Source organism: Pseudomonas sp. 58 R 3, assembly GCF_900006605.1.
GTDB lineage: Bacteria > Pseudomonadota > Gammaproteobacteria > Pseudomonadales > Pseudomonadaceae > Aquipseudomonas > Aquipseudomonas salomonii.
Genome location: NZ_CVTT01000061.1, coordinates 316,855 through 335,519 on the forward strand (window position 1 = coordinate 316,855; position 18,665 = coordinate 335,519).

Below are 18,665 nucleotides of genomic sequence, written 5' to 3' on the forward strand. Positions count from 1 at the left end.
TACGCGTGTGAGAAAGTCCCCACAAGACTGGTCAGTCACTCCCGTCAAGGGCCGTGCACTAAGACTTTCGGCCAAGAGCCACGGGATATAAGGGTTTAACTGTTCACAATCGAGATAAAAAATGTCTACAATTTTTTATTAAAATTGCTTTGAGTGCAGCACAATCAAATCGCAGGTGCAAAAAAGGCGCCCACAAGGGGCGCCTTTTTCAACAGCTTGCAAAAACCCTGAGGGCTTTTGAGCCTTACTCTGCAGCAGCAGGCTTCTTGCCGAAAGCACCAAAGCGATCTGCGAAGCGCTGTACACGGCCGCCGGTGTCCAGAGTTTTCTGCTTACCGGTGTAGAACGGGTGGCACTCGTTGCATACGTCAGTACCCAGTGGCTTGCACAGGTTCGAACGTGTTTCGAACTTGTTGCCGCAGCTGCAGGTTACTTCGATAGTTTCGTACGCTGGATGGATATCGGCTTTCATGGTGACTTCCTCGGGCTAGCGTGCCGCCACTCGACACTATTGTCGAATACCGCACGTAATTAGGCCGCGGATTCTACCAGACCTTTTTAAACGCGCAAGCGGCGCCTCCCGTGGTTTACCCACATAAAAGCCCCTTTCATCAGAAAAACCTCGGCATACCCAAGGCTGCCCCTGTCTGCTAGGCTCCCGCCCCTGCGCCACCGCCTGCCTTTATATGAGACTCCCCGCGTGCCCGACGCCATTTTGCGCCTAGCCCTGCCCTCGCCCCTGCGCCGCCTGTTCGACTACCGGGCCCCGGCCGGCGTGTTGCGGGCGCAGTTGCAGCCAGGCATGCGCGTGCGCGTGCCGTTTGGCCGTCGCGAGATGATCGGCATTCTGATCGAAGTGGCCGATCACAGCGAAGTCCCTGCCGAAAAGCTCAAGCCGGCCCTGGCCATCCTCGATGCCACGCCACCGCTGCCGCCCGCGCTGTTCAAGCTATGCCTGTGGACCGCCCAGTATTACCAGCACAGCCTCGGCGATACCCTGAGCTGGGCGCTGCCGGTGCTGCTGCGCCAGGGCGAGCCGGCTGAAGCACGCCAGGAGCGTTTCTGGTCGATGGTGCCCGGCGCGCGCCTGGATGACCCGCGCATCGCCCGCGCCCCGCGCCAGCGTGAAGCCCTCGCGACCCTGGCCCAGCACCCCCACGGCGTGGCCCACCAACTGTTAAGCAAGCTGATGCTGAGCAAAGACAGCCTCGACCTGCTGCTGGCCAAGGGCTTGGTGCAGGTGGAAATCCGCAAGCACGCGCCGGACCCGCGCCACGACCATTGGCTGGCCCAGCCGGAATTACCGCTGAACCCCGAGCAACGCGCCGCCTATGAAGCCATTCGCGCCGGTTTCGACAGTTTCCACGCCTTCCTGTTGGCCGGTGTCACCGGCAGCGGCAAGACCGAAGTGTATTTGCAGCTGATCCGCGAAACCCTGCAAGCCGGCAAGCAGGCACTGGTGTTGATCCCGGAGATCAACCTGGGCCCGCAAACCCTGGCGCGCTTCGAACAGCGCTTCAACGCCCGCATCGCGCTGGTGCATTCGGCGGTCAACGACCGTGAGCGCCTGGAAGCCTGGCTGGCGGCGCGGGACGGCGAGGCCGACATTATTATCGGCACCCGCTCGGCACTGTTCACGCCGATGAAGAACCCTGGGCTGATCATCATCGACGAGGAGCACGACGGCTCCTATAAACAGCAGGAAGGCCTGCGTTACCACGCCCGCGACCTGGCGCTGGTACGCGCGCGCCAGGAAGACATCCCGATTGTGCTCGGCTCGGCCACACCGTCCCTGGAAAGCCTGCACAATGCCTACACCGGCCGTTATGGCCTGCTGCGCCTCAATGAGCGCGCAGGCGGCGCCAAGCAACCACGCTTCCTGCGCCTGGATGTAAAAAGTCGCCCGCTGGACAGCGGCATTTCCGGGCCGATGCAGCAAGCCATCGGCCAAACCCTCGCCGCCGGCCAGCAAGTTCTGGTATTTCTCAACCGTAGGGGCTTTGCGCCGACACTGTTGTGCCATGACTGCGGCTGGATGTCCGAGTGCGAACGCTGCGATGCACGCATGACCGTACACCAGCGCCACGGCGAACTGCGCTGCCACCACTGCGGCCATGTGGAGCGCGTGCCGCGCCATTGCCCACAATGCGGCAAAGTGGATTTGCGCCCTGTGGGTGCGGGCACCGAACGCGCCGAGGAACGCCTGGGCATTCTGTTTCCGGATTACCCGGTGCTGCGCGTCGACCGCGACAGCACTTCGCGCAAAGACGCGATGAACCAGCTGTTTGCGACCATCCAGAAAGGCCAGCCGTGCATCCTGATCGGCACGCAGATGCTCGCCAAAGGGCACCACTTCCCACGGGTCACGCTGGTGTCGATCCTGGACGCCGACGGGGGCTTGTTCTCCGGCGACTTCCGCGCCAGCGAACGCATGGCGCAGTTGATCGTGCAGGTGGCAGGCCGTGCCGGGCGCGCCGAAGAGCCGGGCAAGGTGATTATCCAGACGCACCTGGCCGACCACCCTTTGCTGATTCAGCTGACAGAACAGGGCTACTTCGCTTTCGCCGAACAGGCCCTGAGCGAACGCCGCTCCGCCGGCCTGCCGCCGTTCGCACATTTGGCACTGTTGCGCGCTGAAGCGCACAAGCCAGGGCAGGCCGAAAGTTTTCTCGACGAGGCCTGCAGCGCCGCCGAACGTTTGCTCGGCGAATTGGGTCTGACCGGCATCGAATTGCTCGGCCCGGTGCCCGCACCGATGGAGCGCCGCGCCGGGCGGTATCGCGCTCAGCTACTCTTGCAGGCAACCTCCCGCGCACCGCTGCATCGGCTACTAAGTAGCTGGATGCTTGCCCTGGAGCAAATGCCCAGCGGCCGCCAAGTGCGATGGTCGTTGGATGTGGACCCGGTAGACCTGTATTGACTGCAAAATCACAATCGCAGGCAAGCCAGCTCTCACATTTTGAAATGTGAACACCTTTAAATATGGGAGCGGGCTTGCCCGCGATGAGGCCCGCAGGTCTACCAACCTGTCTGAACGGTTGGCAAGCCCGCCCTCGCCACGGATAATGCCCAGTTTTTCCACCTGCGCATCGCGCGCCGCCGCTTGCGGTCGAAAGAGAACACCATGAAAGACACCATTCGCCAGCTGATCCAACAAGCCCTCACCCAACTCGTCAACGAAGGTGTGTTGCCTGAAGGCCTGTCGCCGGCGATCCAGGTGGAAAACACTCGCGACAAGACCCATGGCGATTTTGCCAGCAACATTGCGATGATGCTGTCCAAGCCCGCCGGCATGAAACCGCGCGACCTGGCGGAGAAAATCATCGCCGCGCTGCCGACCGACGAGAGTGTGACCAAGGCCGAAATCGCCGGCCCGGGCTTTATCAACTTCTTCCAGAACACCCAGGCCCTGGCTTCGCGCCTGGACGCGGCCCTGGCCGACACCAACATTGGCGTGCGCAAGGCCGGCGAAGCCCAGCGCGTGGTCATCGACCTGTCGGCGCCGAACCTGGCCAAAGAGATGCACGTCGGCCACCTGCGCTCCACCATCATCGGCGACGGCGTGGCGCGTGTGCTGGAGTTTCTGGGTGACGACGTGATCCGGCAGAACCACGTGGGCGACTGGGGCACCCAGTTCGGCATGCTGATGGCCTACCTGCAGGAAAACCCGATCACCAGCAACGAACTGGCCGACCTGGAAAACTTCTACCGCGCCGCCAAAAAGCGCTTCGACGAATCCGAAGAGTTCGCCGACCGCGCCCGTGGCCTGGTAGTCAAGCTGCAAGCCGGCGATGAAGAATGCCTGGCGCTGTGGGGCCGTTTCCGTGAGATTTCGCTGTCGCACTGCCAGGAAATCTACGAACTGCTCAACGTGAAGCTGACCATGGCCGACGTGATGGGCGAAAGCGCCTACAACGACGACCTGATCAACGTGGTCAACAACCTCAAGGCTGCCGGCCTGTTGGTTGAGAGCAACGGCGCGCAGTGCGTGTTCCTCGAAGAATTCAAGACCGCCGATGGCGAGCCGCTGCCGGTGATCATCGTCAAGGCCGACGGCGGCTACCTGTACGCCACCACTGACCTGGCAGCCGTGCGCTACCGCAGCGGCGTGCTCAAGGCCGACCGCGCGCTGTACTTTGTCGACCAACGCCAGGCCCTGCACTTCCAGCAGGTGTTCGAAGTGGCGCGCCGCGCAGGCTTCGTGACCCACCCGATGCACATGGAGCACATGGGTTTTGGCACCATGAACGGCGCCGATGGCCGCCCGTTCAAGACCCGCGACGGCGGCACCGTGAAGCTGATCGACCTGCTCAACGAAGCCCAGGAGCGTGCCTACAACCTGGTGAAGGAAAAGAACCCTGAGTTGGCCGAGGCCGACCTGCGCAACATCGCCCGCGTAGTGGGCATTGGCGCAGTGAAGTACGCCGACCTGTCCAAGCACCGCACCAGCGACTACAGCTTCAACTTCGAACTGATGCTCAACTTCGAAGGCAACACCGCGCCGTACCTGCTGTACGCCTACACCCGTGTGGCCGGTGTGTTCCGCAAGCTGGGCAAGGATTTCAGCGAGGTTGAAGGCCGGATCGTGCTGGATGCCCCGCATGAACAGGACCTGGCGGCCAAGCTGGCGCAGTTCGGCGAAGTGCTCAACAGCGTCGGTGAAAAAGGCACGCCGCATATCCTCTGCACGTATTTGTACGAAGTTGCCGGCCTGTTCTCCAGCTTCTACGAGAACTGCCCGATCCTTACGGCAGACGACGACGCCCAAAAGCAAAGTCGCCTGCGCCTCGCCGCACTGGCTGGACGGACCCTCAAGCAAGGCCTGGAACTGTTAGGCCTGGAAACCCTGGAGCGTATGTAAGTTGGCTGCCAAGAAAAAACCTGCACCCAAGCGCGGCGCCAGCCGCTATCAGGCACCGGCGAAGAAGCCAATTCCGGGCTGGCTGTGGATGGCTATCGGCCTGGCGGTCGGCGCGTTTGTGGTGATCCTGATGAAACTGGAGCCCGGTAAGGGCGATGACGTCAAACGGGTCAAGCAAGAACAGCAGAAAGCCACGAAAATGGCCGAAGCCAATAAAACAGCGCCAAGCCCGACCGCACCCGTGAAGCCGAAATACGACTTCTACACGCTGTTGCCGGAATCGGAAGTGATCGTGCCTCCGGACGCCGTGCCGGAGAAAACCCTGCCGACGCCGCAAGTGCCGACCACACCGGTGACACCAGCGGAAGCGGCGAAAATCGACACCGCACGCGCTCAAGCCGCGTTGGCCGGTATCACTCCGCCGCCACCGCCACCGGTGGCGACCACCAAGGCGGCGCCGGTAACCAAGTTCTTCCTGCAAGCGGGCTCGTTCCCGAAACAGGCGGATGCGGATCGTGTGCGTGCGCAGATCATTCTGTTGGGCCAGTCGGTGACGGTAGAGTCCGGCACGGTGAAGGATGCGACCTGGTATCGCGTGTTGGTGGGGCCGTTCAGTAACCGTGAACAGCTGACCGTGGCGCAGAAGCAGCTGGCGGGTGCAGGCTTTAGCAACCTGTTGTTACAACAACGCCAGAGCCGTTGAGTCTCTGAGCATGATCGTTCCCACGCTCCGCGTGGGAATGCCGCCACGGACGCTCTGCGTCCGCTTTGTGACGCGGAGCGTCACAGGATGCGTTCCCACGCAGAGCGTGGGGACGATCATTTCGCATAAACACCACTCGTCCGCACACACGTCCTACGGTTGAAATCCCCCCCGCCACCCCCATATGAGATTCCATCAGGGCATTTTCGCCCCGCTGCGTGGAGACTCTCCCCTTGACCACCATCGTTTCAGTACGTCGCCACGGCAAAGTCGTCATGGGCGGCGACGGCCAGGTTTCCCTGGGCAACACCGTGATGAAAGGCAACGCCAAGAAAGTGCGTCGCTTGTACCACGGCCAGGTTCTCGCCGGTTTCGCCGGCGCCACTGCCGACGCCTTCACCCTCTTCGAACGCTTCGAAGGCCAGCTGGAAAAACACCAGGGCCACCTCGTTCGCGCCGCTGTCGAACTCGCCAAAGAATGGCGCACCGACCGCTCCCTCAGCCGCCTGGAAGCCATGTTGGCGGTCGCCAACAAAGACGCGTCCTTGATCATCACCGGTAACGGCGATGTGGTTGAACCCGAGCACGGCCTGATCGCCATGGGTTCCGGCGGCGGCTACGCCCAGGCGGCAGCCAGCGCCCTGTTGAAGAAAACCGACCTGTCGGCCCGCGAAATCGTCGAGACCGCCCTGGGTATCGCCGGCGATATCTGCGTGTTTACCAACCACAACTTCACCATTGAGGAGCAGGACCTCGCCGAGTAAGCCGTAGGCTTATTCCGCTTGAGGCCGCCAAACACTATGTCCATGACTCCCCGCGAAATCGTCCATGAACTTAATCGCCATATCATCGGCCAGGACGATGCCAAGCGCGCCGTTGCCATTGCGCTGCGTAACCGCTGGCGCCGGATGCAACTGCCCGAAGAACTGCGCGTTGAAGTAACGCCCAAGAACATCCTGATGATCGGGCCGACAGGCGTGGGTAAAACCGAAATCGCCCGGCGCCTGGCCAAGTTGGCCAACGCCCCGTTCATCAAGGTCGAGGCCACCAAGTTCACCGAAGTGGGCTACGTAGGCCGTGACGTCGAGTCGATCATCCGTGACCTGGCCGATGCCGCCCTGAAAATGCTGCGCGAACAGGAAGTGACCAAGGTCAGCCACCGCGCCGAAGACGCCGCCGAAGAACGCATTCTCGATGCCCTGCTGCCGCCGGCACGCATGGGTTTCAACGAAGACGCCGCGCCAAGCTCGGATTCCAACACCCGCCAGCTGTTCCGCAAGCGCCTGCGTGAAGGCCAGCTGGACGACAAGGAAATCGAGATCGAAGTGGCCGAAGTGTCCGGCGTCGACATCTCCGCACCGCCTGGCATGGAAGAAATGACCAGCCAGTTGCAGAACCTGTTCGCCAACATGGGCAAGGGCAAGAAGAAAAGCCGCAAGCTCAAGGTGAAGGACGCGCTGAAGCTGGTGCGCGACGAAGAAGCCGGGCGCCTGGTGAATGAGGAAGAGCTCAAGGCCAAAGCCCTGGAAGCGGTGGAGCAGCACGGTATCGTGTTTATCGACGAGATCGACAAGGTGGCCAAGCGCGGCAACTCCGGCGGCGTCGATGTGTCCCGCGAAGGCGTACAGCGCGACCTGCTGCCGCTGATCGAAGGCTGCACGGTGAACACCAAGCTGGGCATGGTCAAGACCGACCATATCCTGTTTATCGCCTCCGGCGCGTTCCACCTGAGCAAGCCCAGTGATCTGGTGCCGGAGCTGCAAGGCCGTCTGCCGATTCGCGTGGAACTCAAGGCGCTGACCCCCGGCGACTTCGAGCGCATCCTCAGCGAGCCGCACGCTTCGCTCACCGAGCAATACCGCGAACTGCTGAAAACCGAAGGTTTGGGCATCGAATTTCAGCCGGACGGCATCAAGCGCCTGGCGGAGATTGCCTGGCAGGTCAACGAGAAGACCGAAAACATCGGCGCCCGTCGCCTGCATACGCTGCTTGAGCGTCTGCTGGAGGAAGTGTCCTTCAGTGCCGGCGACATGGCCGGCTCGCAGAATGGCGAAGCGATCAAGATTGACGCTGAGTACGTCAATAGCCACCTGGGCGAATTGGCGCAGAACGAAGATCTGTCTCGTTATATCCTGTAAGCCTCACTCAGGACCGCTTTGCTTTACTGTGGGAGCGGGCTTGCTCGCGAATGCGGTGTATCAGTATCAGATGTGCTGACTGACACACCGCATTCGCGAGCAAGCCCGCTCCCACATTTTGAAGCCGGTTCCTTCAGGATCATCGCCAATGTCGAAATTCCCTACTGCTGTAAATTTGCACAAAACCTCCAACACCCTCGGCCTCACCTACGGGCCGGACGAGGTGTACCAACTTAGCGCCGAACTGCTACGCACCCACTCGCCTTCCGCCGAGGTCCAGGGCCACGGCAAACCCATCCTGCAATTCGGCAAGCTCAACGTGCGGCTGACCAAGATAGAACCCGCCGGCCAGTACGCACTGAAATTGACCTTCGATGACGGCCATGACAGCGGACTGTTCACCTGGGACTACCTCTACCAATTGGCCGTGCGCCAGGAAGACCTGTGGGCCGACTACCTCGCCGAACTCAAAGCCGCCGGCAAAACCCGCGACCCGAGTGAGTCGGTCGTGCGGCTGATGCTCTAACTCAGGCGTCTTGCGCTTTAGAGGGCATTTTCTAATTTCATCTGCTTGAATGCCCTGTCACGTGGTCAACGATTGGCCCGCTTGCGAAAAAAATTAAACTCGGGTAACCAATGGAACTGGCAAGTTCCCTGCATTTGACGATGCGGTATCAACGGTCATCCGAGTCGCAGTACCAGGCTGGTGTCGTGTATCGAAATTGGGTGCGCAGCAATCGCCGGTACTCGTCTTTCGGACAATGGAGCGTCGTAGATGAGTAACAAGAATAACGATGACTTGAAACGCCAGGCCTCGGAAAACACCCTGGGGCTGAACCCGATCATCGCGTTACGCAAAAAGGATTTATTGGCCTCAGCGAAGATGGTGCTGACCCAAGCCATCAAGCAACCGTTGCACAGCGTCAAACACATCGCGCATTTTGGCGTGGAATTGAAGAACGTGATGTTCGGCAAGTCCGCACTGACCCCCGAAGGCGATGACCGTCGCTTCAACGACCCGGCGTGGAGCCAGAACCCGCTCTACAAGCGCTACCTGCAAACCTACCTGGCGTGGCGCAAGGAACTGCACGACTGGATCGGCGACAGCAACCTGTCGGAACAGGACATCAGCCGCGGCCACTTCGTGATCAACCTGATGACCGAAGCCATGGCCCCCACCAACAGTGCGGCCAACCCGGCGGCAGTCAAACGCTTCTTTGAAACCGGCGGTAAAAGCCTGCTTGATGGCCTGTCCCACTTGGCCAAAGACATGGTGCACAACGGCGGTATGCCGAGCCAGGTCAACATGGGCGCCTTTGAAGTCGGCAAGACCCTGGGCACCACCGAAGGCGCTGTGGTGTTTCGCAATGACGTGCTGGAACTGATCCAGTACAAGCCCATCACCGAGCAGGTGCACGAGCGCCCACTGCTGGTGGTGCCGCCGCAGATCAACAAATTCTATGTATTCGACCTGAGCCCGGAAAAGAGCCTGGCGCGGTTCTGCCTGCGCAATGGCCAGCAGACGTTTATCGTCAGCTGGCGCAACCCGACCAAGGCGCAACGCGAGTGGGGCCTGTCGACCTATATCGAGGCGCTCAAGGAAGCGGTCGATGTGGTCACGGCCATTACCGGCAGCAAAGACGTGAACATGCTCGGCGCCTGCTCCGGCGGCATCACCTGCACCGCCCTGCTGGGCCACTACGCGGCGCTGGGGGAGAAGAAGGTCAACGCCCTGACCCTGCTGGTGAGCGTGCTGGACACCACGCTGGACACCCAGGTGGCGCTGTTCGTCGACGAACAGACCCTGGAGGCGGCCAAGCGCCACTCCTACCAGGCCGGCGTGCTGGAAGGCCGCGACATGGCCAAGGTGTTTGCCTGGATGCGCCCCAATGATCTGATCTGGAACTACTGGGTCAATAACTACTTGCTTGGCAACGAGCCGCCGGTGTTCGACATCCTGTTCTGGAACAACGACACCACGCGCCTGCCGGCCGCCTTCCATGGCGATTTGATTGAGCTGTTCAAGAACAACCCGCTGGTGCGCGCCAATGCCCTGGAAGTGTGCGGTACGCCGATCGACCTCAAGCAGGTGACCGCCGATATCTATTCCCTGGCCGGCACCAACGACCACATCACGCCGTGGCAGTCGTGCTACAAGTCGGCGCAGCTGTTTGGTGGCAAAGTGGAATTTGTGCTGTCCAGCAGTGGGCATATCCAGAGCATCCTCAACCCGCCAGGCAACCCCAAGGCGCGTTACCAGACCAGCGATGGTTTGGCCGGCAAGCCGCTGGAGTGGCAGGAGAATGCCACCAAGCACACTGACTCGTGGTGGCTGCATTGGCAGGTGTGGCAGGCCGAGCGGGCGGGCAAATTGAAGAAAGCACCTACAAGCCTGGGTAATAAAGCCTATGCAGCAGCTGAGGCGGCGCCGGGTACTTATGTGCACGAACGATAAACGAAACACTGTTTTGTAGCTGGAATGCGGTCAACTGTGGGAGCGGGCTTGCTCGCGAAGGCGGTGTGTCAGCCACCGAATGCATCAACTGACACACTGCTTTCGCGAGCAAGCCCGCTCCCACATTGACCGGGTTCCGACAGGGAAATATCGCGCCATTTCGCAGGGTAAGCCCATGCCGCAACCGTTTATCTTCCGTACCATCGACCTGGATGGCCAGACCATCCGTACGGCGGTACGCCCGGGCAAGCCTCACTTGACGCCGCTGCTGATCTTCAACGGCATCGGCGCCAACCTGGAGCTGGTGTTTCCGTTCGTCCAGGCGCTGGACCCGGACCTGGAAGTGATCGCCTTCGATGTGCCGGGTGTGGGGGGGTCCTCAACACCCAGCGTGCCCTATCGCTTTCCCGGTTTGGCCAAGCTCACTGCACGCATGCTCGATTACCTGGACTATGGCCAGGTGAATGCGGTGGGTGTGTCCTGGGGCGGCGCGTTGGCGCAGCAGTTTGCCTATGACTACCCTGAGCGCTGCAAAAAACTGATCCTCGCGGCCACGGCAGCCGGGGCCTTTATGGTGCCGGGCAAACCCAAGGTGCTGTGGCTGATGGCAAGCCCCAGGCGCTATATTCAACCGTCCCACGTGGTCCGCATCGCACCGATGATTTATGGCGGCTCGTTCCGCCGCGATTCCAAACTGGCCGCCGAACATGCGAGCAAAGTGCGCTCGGCGGGCAAGCTCGGTTATTACTGGCAGCTGTTTGCCGGCCTTGGCTGGACCAGCATTCACTGGCTGCACAAGATCCGCCAACCGACCCTGGTGCTGGCGGGCGATGACGACCCGCTGATCCCGCTGATCAATATGCGCATGCTCGCCTGGCGCATTCCCAACGCACAGTTGCACATCATCGATGATGGCCACTTGTTCCTGATTACCCGCGCCGAAGCCGTGGCGCCGATCATCATGAAGTTTCTTGAGGAGGAGCGCCTGCGTGCGGTGATTCACCCACGACCCGCGGTGTAAGGACTACGCCGCCGCGCAACTTGCCAGGAACCGGCTATGGTTCTGAATTGGCGTGCCTGTTGATGGCTTGACGAAGGAGTGTTGGCTCATGCGAGAAAGACCCGTGACGAACCCGGCGCCCACCCCAGCCGCGTTTATCAACGCGCAAAATGCGATCAGTGGCCTGCGGGGCCGGGATTTACTGGCGACCCTGCGCAGCGTCGCCAACCATGGCTTGCGCAACCCGCTGTACACCGCTCGGCACGCCCTGGCCCTGGGCGGCCAACTCGGTCGCGTGCTGCTGGGTGAAACCGTGCATGCCCCCAACCCCGCTGACAGCCGCTTCGCCGACCCGACCTGGGCGCTTAACCCGCTGTACCGGCGCAGCCTGCAAGCCTATCTGAGCTGGCAGAAACAAACGCGTGACTGGATCGACGACAGCTCGATGAGCGCCGATGACCGCGCCCGCGCGCACTTTGCCTTCTCACTGATCAACGATGCGGTCTCGCCCTCCAACACCTTGCTCAACCCGCTGGCCATCAAGGAGCTGCTTAACTCCGGCGGCAACAGCGTGGTGCGCGGCGTGAATAATTTGTTTAACGATTTGTTGCACAATAATGGCCTGCCCAGCCAGGTCAGCAAACACGCTTTTGAAGTGGGCAAAACGGTGGCAACGACCGCAGGCTCTGTGGTGTTTCGCAACGAGCTGCTGGAACTGATCCAGTACAAGCCCATGAGCGAAAAGCAGTACGCCAAGCCGTTGCTGATCGTGCCGCCGCAAATCAACAAGTACTACATCTTCGACCTCAGCCCCGCCAACAGCTTTGTGCAGTACGCCCTGAAAAACGGCCTGCAGACGTTTATGGTCAGCTGGCGTAACCCGGATGTGCGTCACCGCGAGTGGGGCCTGTCCACCTATGTGGCGGCGCTGGAGGAAGCGCTGAATGTGTGCCGTGCAATCACCGGTGCCCGTGAGGTCAACCTGATGGGCGCCTGCGCCGGTGGCCTGACCATCGCTGCGCTGCAAGGCCACCTGCAAGCCAAGCGCCAGCTGCGGCGCATCTCCAGCGCCAGCTACCTGGTGAGCCTGCTGGACAGCCAGATCGACAGCCCCGCCACCTTGTTCGCTGACGAACAGACCCTGGAAGCCGCCAAGCGCCGCTCCTACCAGCAAGGCGTGCTCGACGGCCGCGACATGGCCAAAGTCTTCGCCTGGATGCGCCCCAACGACCTGATCTGGAACTACTGGATCAATAATTACCTGCTGGGCAAAGAGCCGCCGGCGTTCGACATTCTCTACTGGAACAACGACAACACGCGCCTGCCCGCCGCGTTGCATGGCGACCTGCTGGACTTCTTCAAGCACAACCCGCTCAGCCACCCTGGCGGCCTGGAAGTGTGCGGCACGCCCATCGACTTGCAGAAGGTCACCGTGGACAGTTTCAGCGTGGCCGGCATCAACGACCACATCACGCCGTGGGACGCGGTGTATCGCTCCACCCAACTGCTGGGCGGCGAGCGGCGCTTTGTACTGTCCAACAGCGGGCATATCCAGAGCATCCTCAACCCGCCGGGCAACCCCAAGGCCAACTACGTCGAGAACCCGAAGCTGAGCAGCGACCCCCGCGCCTGGTATTACGACGCCCGTCACGTCGAAGGCAGTTGGTGGCCGCAGTGGCTTGCGTGGATCCAGCAACGGTCGGGCGTGCAGCGCGAGACCCTCACCGCCCTGGGCAACCAGAATTACCCACCGATGGAAGCGGCGCCAGGCACGTACGTGCGGGTGCGCTGAGCTCAACGATAAGATTAAGAAGACTGGATGAAGACCCGCGACCGTATCCTTGAATGTGCCCTGCAGTTGTTCAACCACAAGGGCGAACCGAACGTGTCGACCATGGAGGTGGCGAATGAAATGGGGATCAGCCCCGGCAACCTCTACTACCACTTCCATGGCAAGGAGCCGTTGGTGCTCGGGTTGTTCGAGCGCTTCCAGAATGAACTGGCGCCCCTGCTCGACCCGCCGGCGGATGCGCAACTCAAACCCGAAGATTACTGGCTGTTCCTGCACCTGATCATCGAGCGCATGGCCCATTACCGGTTCCTGTTCCAGGACCTGTCGAACCTGGCCGGGCGCCTGCCCAAGCTGGCCAAGGGCATTCGCAACTTGCTCACGGCGCTCAAGCGCACCCTGGCTTCACTGCTTGCGCGCTTGAAGGCAGCGGGGCAGTTGGTCAGTGACACCCAGGCATTGGGGCAATTGGTGGAACAGATCACCATGACCCTGCTGTTTTCCCTGGACTACCAGCGGATTCTCGACCGTGAGGGCGAGGTGCGGGTGGTGGTGTACCAGGTCATGATGCTGGTGGCGCCGCACCTGCTATTGCCGGCGCGGCAGGCGACTGAGCGGTTTGCGCTCAAATACCTGGATGACGCGGATTAAAAATGTGGGAGCAAGCCCGCTCCCACATTTGGCCTTAAATGTTCTTGAGAGAGTGCAAAAAAACGCCCGACCTTCACAGGCCGGGCGTTTTTTGTGCCCTGAAAAAATCAGGACTGACTGGATGGCGTCGGAGTTACCGGCGTTGCAGTCGGGGCGGTAGCAGCATGGGTCGGCGCGGACACCGAATTGGCTGTCGACGCGGTTGGCGCTGGGGTTGCAGGCTTGGCCGCAACAGCAGGCTTGGACGCTGCAGGCTTCTTGGCAGCTGCTGGCTTCTTCGCGGCGGCAGGTTTTGCCGCAGGCTTGGCAGCCACTGGTTTTGCTGCAGGCTTGGCAGCAGCTTTAGCGGCTGGCTTGGCAGCAGGTTTCGCAGCAGCGGTTTTAGCCGCAGGCTTGGCCGCTGGTTTCGCTGCCGCTTTGGCCGCTGGCTTAGCCGCAGGCTTGGCAGCGGCTTTAGCGGCCACGGGTTTTGCTGCAGGCTTGGCGGCCGGTTTGGCAGCCGCAGTTTTTGCAGCCGGTTTTGCCGCAGCTTTAGCCGGGGCCTTGGCCGCAGGTTTCGCAGCTGGCTTGGCCGCCGCTTTTACCAAAGGCTTGGCAGCGGTTTTAGCAGCCGGTTTAGCCGCCGCGGTTTTAGCCGCAGGCTTGGCAGCCGGTTTAGCGGCGGCGGTTTTGGCTGGAGCCACTTTAGCGCCGGTGAGTTTTTCGATTTGCCTGGTCAGGGTATCGACCTTGCTGTGCAGCGTCTTCAGTTCCGCTTTGCTGGGCACGCCCAGTCGCGAAATGGCACTGTTGAGACGCTTGTCGAAAGTTTCTTCCAACTTGCCCCAGGTGTCAGAAATGCTCGACTTGGCGGAGCCGGCAGAGGCCTTGGCCGCTTCAACTTTTTTACCAACCGTGGTCTTGGTCAACTTCTCGGCCTTTTCGCCGTCCTTGACCAATGTCTCGAAGTATTTGCCGCCGTCACTGCTAACCTTCGAGTACACGCCTAAACCAGCAAGCCAGATCTTACGGGAATATTTTTCAACCTCCCCGATCCACGAGCTGCCTTCTTTCTGAGTAGTCTTTTTAACAGCCATCCCGATGTCTCCTTAGTGTTTACGCGCGACACGTTCTAGCAATGTCGTCAGCTCTTCGAGCTTAGCAGAGAGTGTCTCCACGTCATGTTTAGACGCAATGCCGATTCGATTCAAGGCACTTGCAACACGCGTGTCAAAAGCTTTTTCAACTTTATCCAGTTGAACTTCAACCACACCTCTGACGCTGGAGACATTACTCTTTACTTGGTCAATCTGACTGTTGGCGGCATCAAGTTGTTCAACCACAACTTTTTTGCCTTTACTTTCAACATGTTGACCGGTCTTAACCAGCTCTTTGAAGTACTCGCTGCCTTCGCTGCCGACCTTGGCATAGGCGCCAAGTCCTGCCAGCCAGATCTTGCGGGCGTAGCTTTTAACGTCACTCAGGGCAGTGGACTGAAGGTCGATTTTTTTCTTCAAAATAACTTTGGCCATGGTGCACCTCACGCAGATCAGGGTCGAGGAACGGCCCGCAGGAGTTGAGGGCTTGGGCACAAAGTAGGCTGGAAAATTAGAATCGGCACCCTAAGAACACATCGATCAAGCCAGCGCCTTATCCAGGGCTTTCTCGATTTCAGACTTGATGGTGCCACTCATGGCCGACATCAACAGGCCCAATTCAACGTCAATGCGCAGCGATTCATCGGCGACTAACACCGTGCCTTTAACCCCGGAACGCTTGAGGTTCAGGCTATCGCCCGACCACGATGACTCAAGGCCATATTGCTCCTTGAGTTTGTGCGCCAACTTCTCGGCCTTCGCGCGTGCGCCTTCTTTACCCAGGGAATGTGCACGCTCAACGGTAATACGGGCCATTGCAATGACTCCTCTTTATATCGACTCAGAACACCTGCCATGCGGCAAAAGGTCTCGATGAACACCTATCTTACCTTCAGCCTTGCCAAGACAAAGCAGGCGGTGGGGATTATCATGTCCCGCATTCTCTTTTGGTGACAGCGATATGACTGATCAGCGCAAAGGCAGCGATGCCGAACCCACCACTCACTTCGGCTTCAAGAACGTTCCGGAAAGCCAGAAAGCGGAAAAAGTCGCTGAGGTGTTCCACTCCGTTGCGGCCAAGTACGACCTGATGAACGACGTGCTCTCGGGCGGCATGCACCGCCTGTGGAAGCGCTTCACCATCGAGTTGTCGGGTGTACGCACCGGCAACCGCGTGCTCGACATCGCCGGCGGCACCGGCGATCTGGCGGCCAAGTTCTCCAAGCTGGTCGGCCCGACCGGCCAGGTCGTGCTGGCGGACATCAACGGTTCGATGCTCAAGGTCGGCCGTGATCGCCTGCTGGATAAAGGCGTGGCCGGCAATATCGAGTTCGTGCAGGCCGACGCTGAAAAGCTGCCGTTCCCGGACAACCATTTCGACTGCGTGACCATCGCCTTCGGCCTGCGTAACGTGACCCATAAAGAGGACGCGATCCGCTCGATGCTGCGCGTACTCAAACCGGGCGGCCGCCTGTTGGTGCTGGAGTTCTCCAAGCCGACCAACGCGCTGATGTCCAAGGTCTACGACACCTACTCGTTCGCCTTCATGCCGTTGATGGGCAAGCTGATCACCAATGACGCCGAGAGCTATCGCTACCTGGCCGAATCGATCCGCATGCACCCCGACCAGGAAACCCTGAAGTCGATGATGGTGGAGGCCGGTTTCGACCGCGTGACCTACCACAACATGACCTCGGGCATCGTCGCCCTGCACCGCGGCATCAAGCCCTGATGCTGTTCGCAGGCCTCCTCGCCAGCGTCGAACATGGCATCAACCGTGTTCTGCGCCTGGACAGCACCGCCCTGGCGCGGCTTGCGCACCTGAACGGCAAGGTTATTGCCGTCGATTGCACCAGCCCCGCCCTGCAGCTGTATATCCTGCCCAGCGATGAAGGCCTGCTGCTCGCCGGCGATTGGGCCGCCGAGGCCGACTGCACCCTGCGCGCACCCGCCTCGAGCCTGTTGCACCTGGCGCTGAGCCGCAACAAGACCGCGATCCTGCACAGCCCCGACGTGGAGCTGGAAGGCGACAGCGCGGTACTGATGGACCTGGCCGCCGTGCTGCAAGACCTGGAACTGGATTGGGAATACGAGCTGTCACGCTGGATCGGCCCGGTGGCCACCCAGTTGATCAGCGGGCACCTGCGCAGCCGCTCGCGCTGGTACCAGCAAGGGTTCGCCAGCCTCAACCAGAACCTTGCCGAATACCTGAGCGAAGAATCGCGCACCCTGGTCGGAGATCGGGAAGCGCAAGCGCGCTTTCGCGAACTCGACAAGGCCAAAATCGACCTGGAACGCCTTGAGGCACGCTTCGAGCGCCTGAGCCGTTCCCTTGATCCAAGCGATAACGCATGAAGCTGCTCGCCGTCCGCCGTTTGTTTCGTATCCAGCGCGTCGTAATCCGCTACCGCCTCGATGACCTGCTGTTCGCCTTGCCGTTGCCGTGGTTTTTGCTGGCCGTGCGTTATGTGTTGCCGTGGCGCTGGTTCCCGCGCAAACCGCTGGCGTTGAGCCGTGGCGCGCGCCTGCGCCTGGCGTTGCAGGACCTGGGGCCGATCTTTATCAAGTTCGGGCAGATCCTCTCCACGCGCCGCGACCTGCTGCCCGAAGACATTGCCGACGAGCTGATGCTGTTGCAGGACCGCGTGCCGCCCTTCGACTCGCAACAGTCGATGAAGCTGATCGAAGAACAGCTGGGCAAGAAGATCAGCGAGGTGTTCAGCCGTTTCGACGTCGAGCCGCTGGCCTCGGCCTCGGTCGCCCAAGTGCACGCCGCACAATTGAAGACCGGCGAAGAAGTGGTGGTGAAGGTGATTCGCCCCGGCCTCAAGCCGATCATCGGCCAGGACCTGGCGTGGCTGTTTATCCTCGCCCGCGCCGCCGAACGCTTCTCCGCCGATGCGCGCCTGCTGCACCCGGTGGACGTGGTCGCCGACTACGAAAAAACCATCTACGACGAACTCGACCTGCTGCGTGAAGCGGCCAACGCCAGCCAGCTCAAGCGCAACTTCGAAGGTTCAGCGCTGCTGTATGTGCCCCAAGTGTATTGGGACTGGTGCCGCCCCAAAGTGCTGGTGATGGAGCGCATCTACGGCGTGCAGGTCACCGACCTCGCGACCCTGGCCGACCAGCGCACCGACATGAAGATGCTCGCCGAGCGCGGTGTGGAGATCTTCTTCACCCAGGTGTTCCGCGACAGTTTCTTCCACGCCGACATGCACCCGGGCAACATTTTCGTCAGCACCGTCAACCCGTGGAGCCCGCAGTACATTGCGATCGACTGCGGCATCGTCGGCAGCCTGACCCCTGAAGACCAGGATTACCTGGCGCGTAACCTGTTCGCCTTCTTCAAACGTGACTACCGCCGCGTGGCGCAATTGCACATTGATTCGGGTTGGGTGCCGGCCGAAACCAAGCTCAACGAATTCGAAGCGGCGATCCGCACCGTGTGCGAGCCGATCTTTGAAAAACCGTTAAAAGATATTTCCTTCGGCCAGGTGCTGATGCGCCTGTTCCAGACTGCGCGGCGCTTCAACATGGAAGTGCAACCACAGCTGGTGCTGCTGCAAAAAACCTTGCTCAATATCGAAGGTCTGGGCCGCCAGCTGTACCCGGACTTGGACCTGTGGAACACCGCGCAACCCTTTCTGGAACGCTGGATGCGCGAGCGCGTCAGCCCGAAAACCCTGTTGGGCAACCTGCACAGCCAGATGGAACAACTGCCGCACCTGGCCAACATGACCCGCGACCTGCTGGAGCGCATGTCCCAGCCCCACGCCAAGGACCCTGCGCCGCCGTGGCACAGGCGCAAGGACGACTGGTTCCTGCGCCTGCTGGGCGCCGCCCACTTGGTCGGCGGCGTGATGCTGGCGATTGGCGGGCCGCTGAACCAATTGGGCCATTGGCCGGCGGGCATCATGGTCGCCGTGGGTGTTTATCTGATCGTGCGCCGATAGCCGATCCGGTTATACACTGTCGCAAATTGCCGGAGC

At 60.8% G+C, this 18,665-nt stretch carries 17 protein-coding genes; 13 read left to right on the forward strand and 4 right to left on the reverse strand.

Annotation, left to right across the window (positions count from 1 at the left end; all coding sequences use genetic code 11):
• Window positions 1–244: 244 nt before the first annotated feature.
• Entirely contained in the window at window positions 245–472 is a 228-nt protein-coding gene (gene rpmE / locus BFP92_RS19815) for a 50S ribosomal protein L31 (RefSeq protein ID WP_017138574.1), read from the reverse strand.
• Window positions 473–700: 228 nt separating this feature from the next.
• Here rpmE and BFP92_RS19820 point away from each other — a divergent pair, with 228 nt between their 5' ends.
• The 10 genes from BFP92_RS19820 to BFP92_RS19865 all read left to right on the forward strand — a co-directional run bounded on the left by BFP92_RS19820 (window position 701) and on the right by BFP92_RS19865 (window position 13,597).
• The gene (locus BFP92_RS19820; protein ID WP_065930762.1) at window positions 701–2,920 is read left to right on the forward strand and encodes a primosomal protein N'; all 2,220 of its coding nucleotides are present in this window, start codon (window positions 701–703) and stop codon (window positions 2,918–2,920) included.
• Between the two features lie 204 nt (window positions 2,921–3,124).
• On the forward strand, window positions 3,125–4,861 hold the full coding sequence (gene argS / locus BFP92_RS19825; RefSeq protein ID WP_065930763.1) for an arginine--tRNA ligase: 1,737 nt from the start codon (window positions 3,125–3,127) through the stop codon (window positions 4,859–4,861).
• 1 nt (window position 4,862) lies between these two features.
• A complete protein-coding gene (locus tag BFP92_RS19830) occupies window positions 4,863–5,564 on the forward strand; it encodes an SPOR domain-containing protein (protein WP_056860622.1) in 702 nt (233 codons plus the stop codon).
• A gap of 233 nt (window positions 5,565–5,797) precedes the next feature.
• Window positions 5,798–6,328, forward strand: a complete 531-nt coding sequence (gene hslV, locus BFP92_RS19835; protein WP_010563201.1) for an ATP-dependent protease subunit HslV — start codon at window positions 5,798–5,800, stop codon at window positions 6,326–6,328.
• A 36-nt stretch (window positions 6,329–6,364) separates the two neighbouring features.
• Window positions 6,365–7,702, forward strand: coding sequence for an ATP-dependent protease ATPase subunit HslU (gene hslU / locus BFP92_RS19840; protein ID WP_017138578.1), 1,338 nt, complete (start codon window positions 6,365–6,367; stop codon window positions 7,700–7,702).
• A 148-nt stretch (window positions 7,703–7,850) separates the two neighbouring features.
• On the forward strand, window positions 7,851–8,228 hold the full coding sequence (locus BFP92_RS19845) for a gamma-butyrobetaine hydroxylase family protein (protein ID WP_065930764.1): 378 nt from the start codon (window positions 7,851–7,853) through the stop codon (window positions 8,226–8,228).
• A 249-nt stretch (window positions 8,229–8,477) separates the two neighbouring features.
• Entirely contained in the window at window positions 8,478–10,157 is a 1,680-nt protein-coding gene (phaC, locus tag BFP92_RS19850) for a class II poly(R)-hydroxyalkanoic acid synthase (RefSeq protein ID WP_065930765.1), read from the forward strand.
• Window positions 10,158–10,332: 175 nt separating this feature from the next.
• A complete protein-coding gene (phaZ, locus tag BFP92_RS19855; RefSeq protein ID WP_017138580.1) occupies window positions 10,333–11,178 on the forward strand; it encodes a poly(3-hydroxyalkanoate) depolymerase in 846 nt (281 codons plus the stop codon).
• Between the two features lie 88 nt (window positions 11,179–11,266).
• The gene (phaC, locus tag BFP92_RS19860) at window positions 11,267–12,949 is read left to right on the forward strand and encodes a class II poly(R)-hydroxyalkanoic acid synthase (protein ID WP_065930766.1); all 1,683 of its coding nucleotides are present in this window, start codon (window positions 11,267–11,269) and stop codon (window positions 12,947–12,949) included.
• 27 nt (window positions 12,950–12,976) lie between these two features.
• The gene (locus BFP92_RS19865) at window positions 12,977–13,597 is read left to right on the forward strand and encodes a TetR/AcrR family transcriptional regulator (RefSeq protein ID WP_056860627.1); all 621 of its coding nucleotides are present in this window, start codon (window positions 12,977–12,979) and stop codon (window positions 13,595–13,597) included.
• 107 nt (window positions 13,598–13,704) lie between these two features.
• Here BFP92_RS19865 and BFP92_RS19870 read toward each other — a convergent pair whose 3' ends face one another.
• The 3 genes from BFP92_RS19870 to BFP92_RS19880 form a co-directional block, all read right to left on the reverse strand.
• Complete coding sequence (locus BFP92_RS19870; protein WP_065930767.1) at window positions 13,705–14,673, reverse strand: phasin family protein; 969 nt, start codon at window positions 14,671–14,673, stop codon at window positions 13,705–13,707.
• Between the two features lie 12 nt (window positions 14,674–14,685).
• Window positions 14,686–15,108 (reverse strand): phasin family protein, encoded by a 423-nt coding sequence (locus BFP92_RS19875; RefSeq protein WP_065930768.1) that lies wholly within the window; start codon window positions 15,106–15,108, stop codon window positions 14,686–14,688.
• Between the two features lie 105 nt (window positions 15,109–15,213).
• Window positions 15,214–15,489 carry a polyhydroxyalkanoic acid system family protein gene (locus BFP92_RS19880; RefSeq protein ID WP_017138585.1) on the reverse strand — a complete coding sequence of 92 codons (276 nt, stop codon included), beginning with the start codon at window positions 15,487–15,489 and terminating at the stop codon, window positions 15,214–15,216.
• Between the two features lie 145 nt (window positions 15,490–15,634).
• Between BFP92_RS19880 and ubiE the strand changes: the two genes are divergently transcribed.
• Genes ubiE through ubiB form a run of 3 tightly spaced genes read left to right on the forward strand, consistent with a single transcriptional unit; the run spans window position 15,635 to window position 18,629 of the window.
• Window positions 15,635–16,405 carry a bifunctional demethylmenaquinone methyltransferase/2-methoxy-6-polyprenyl-1,4-benzoquinol methylase UbiE gene (gene ubiE / locus BFP92_RS19885; protein WP_003171186.1) on the forward strand — a complete coding sequence of 257 codons (771 nt, stop codon included), beginning with the start codon at window positions 15,635–15,637 and terminating at the stop codon, window positions 16,403–16,405.
• The gene (locus tag BFP92_RS19890; RefSeq protein WP_065930769.1) at window positions 16,405–17,028 is read left to right on the forward strand and encodes a ubiquinone biosynthesis accessory factor UbiJ; all 624 of its coding nucleotides are present in this window, start codon (window positions 16,405–16,407) and stop codon (window positions 17,026–17,028) included. Before ubiE ends, BFP92_RS19890 begins: the two co-directional genes overlap by 1 nt.
• Window positions 17,025–18,629, forward strand: coding sequence for a ubiquinone biosynthesis regulatory protein kinase UbiB (gene ubiB, locus BFP92_RS19895; RefSeq protein WP_065930770.1), 1,605 nt, complete (start codon window positions 17,025–17,027; stop codon window positions 18,627–18,629). The genes BFP92_RS19890 and ubiB overlap by 4 nt, the downstream gene beginning before the upstream one ends.
• Window positions 18,630–18,665: the final 36 nt, after the last annotated feature.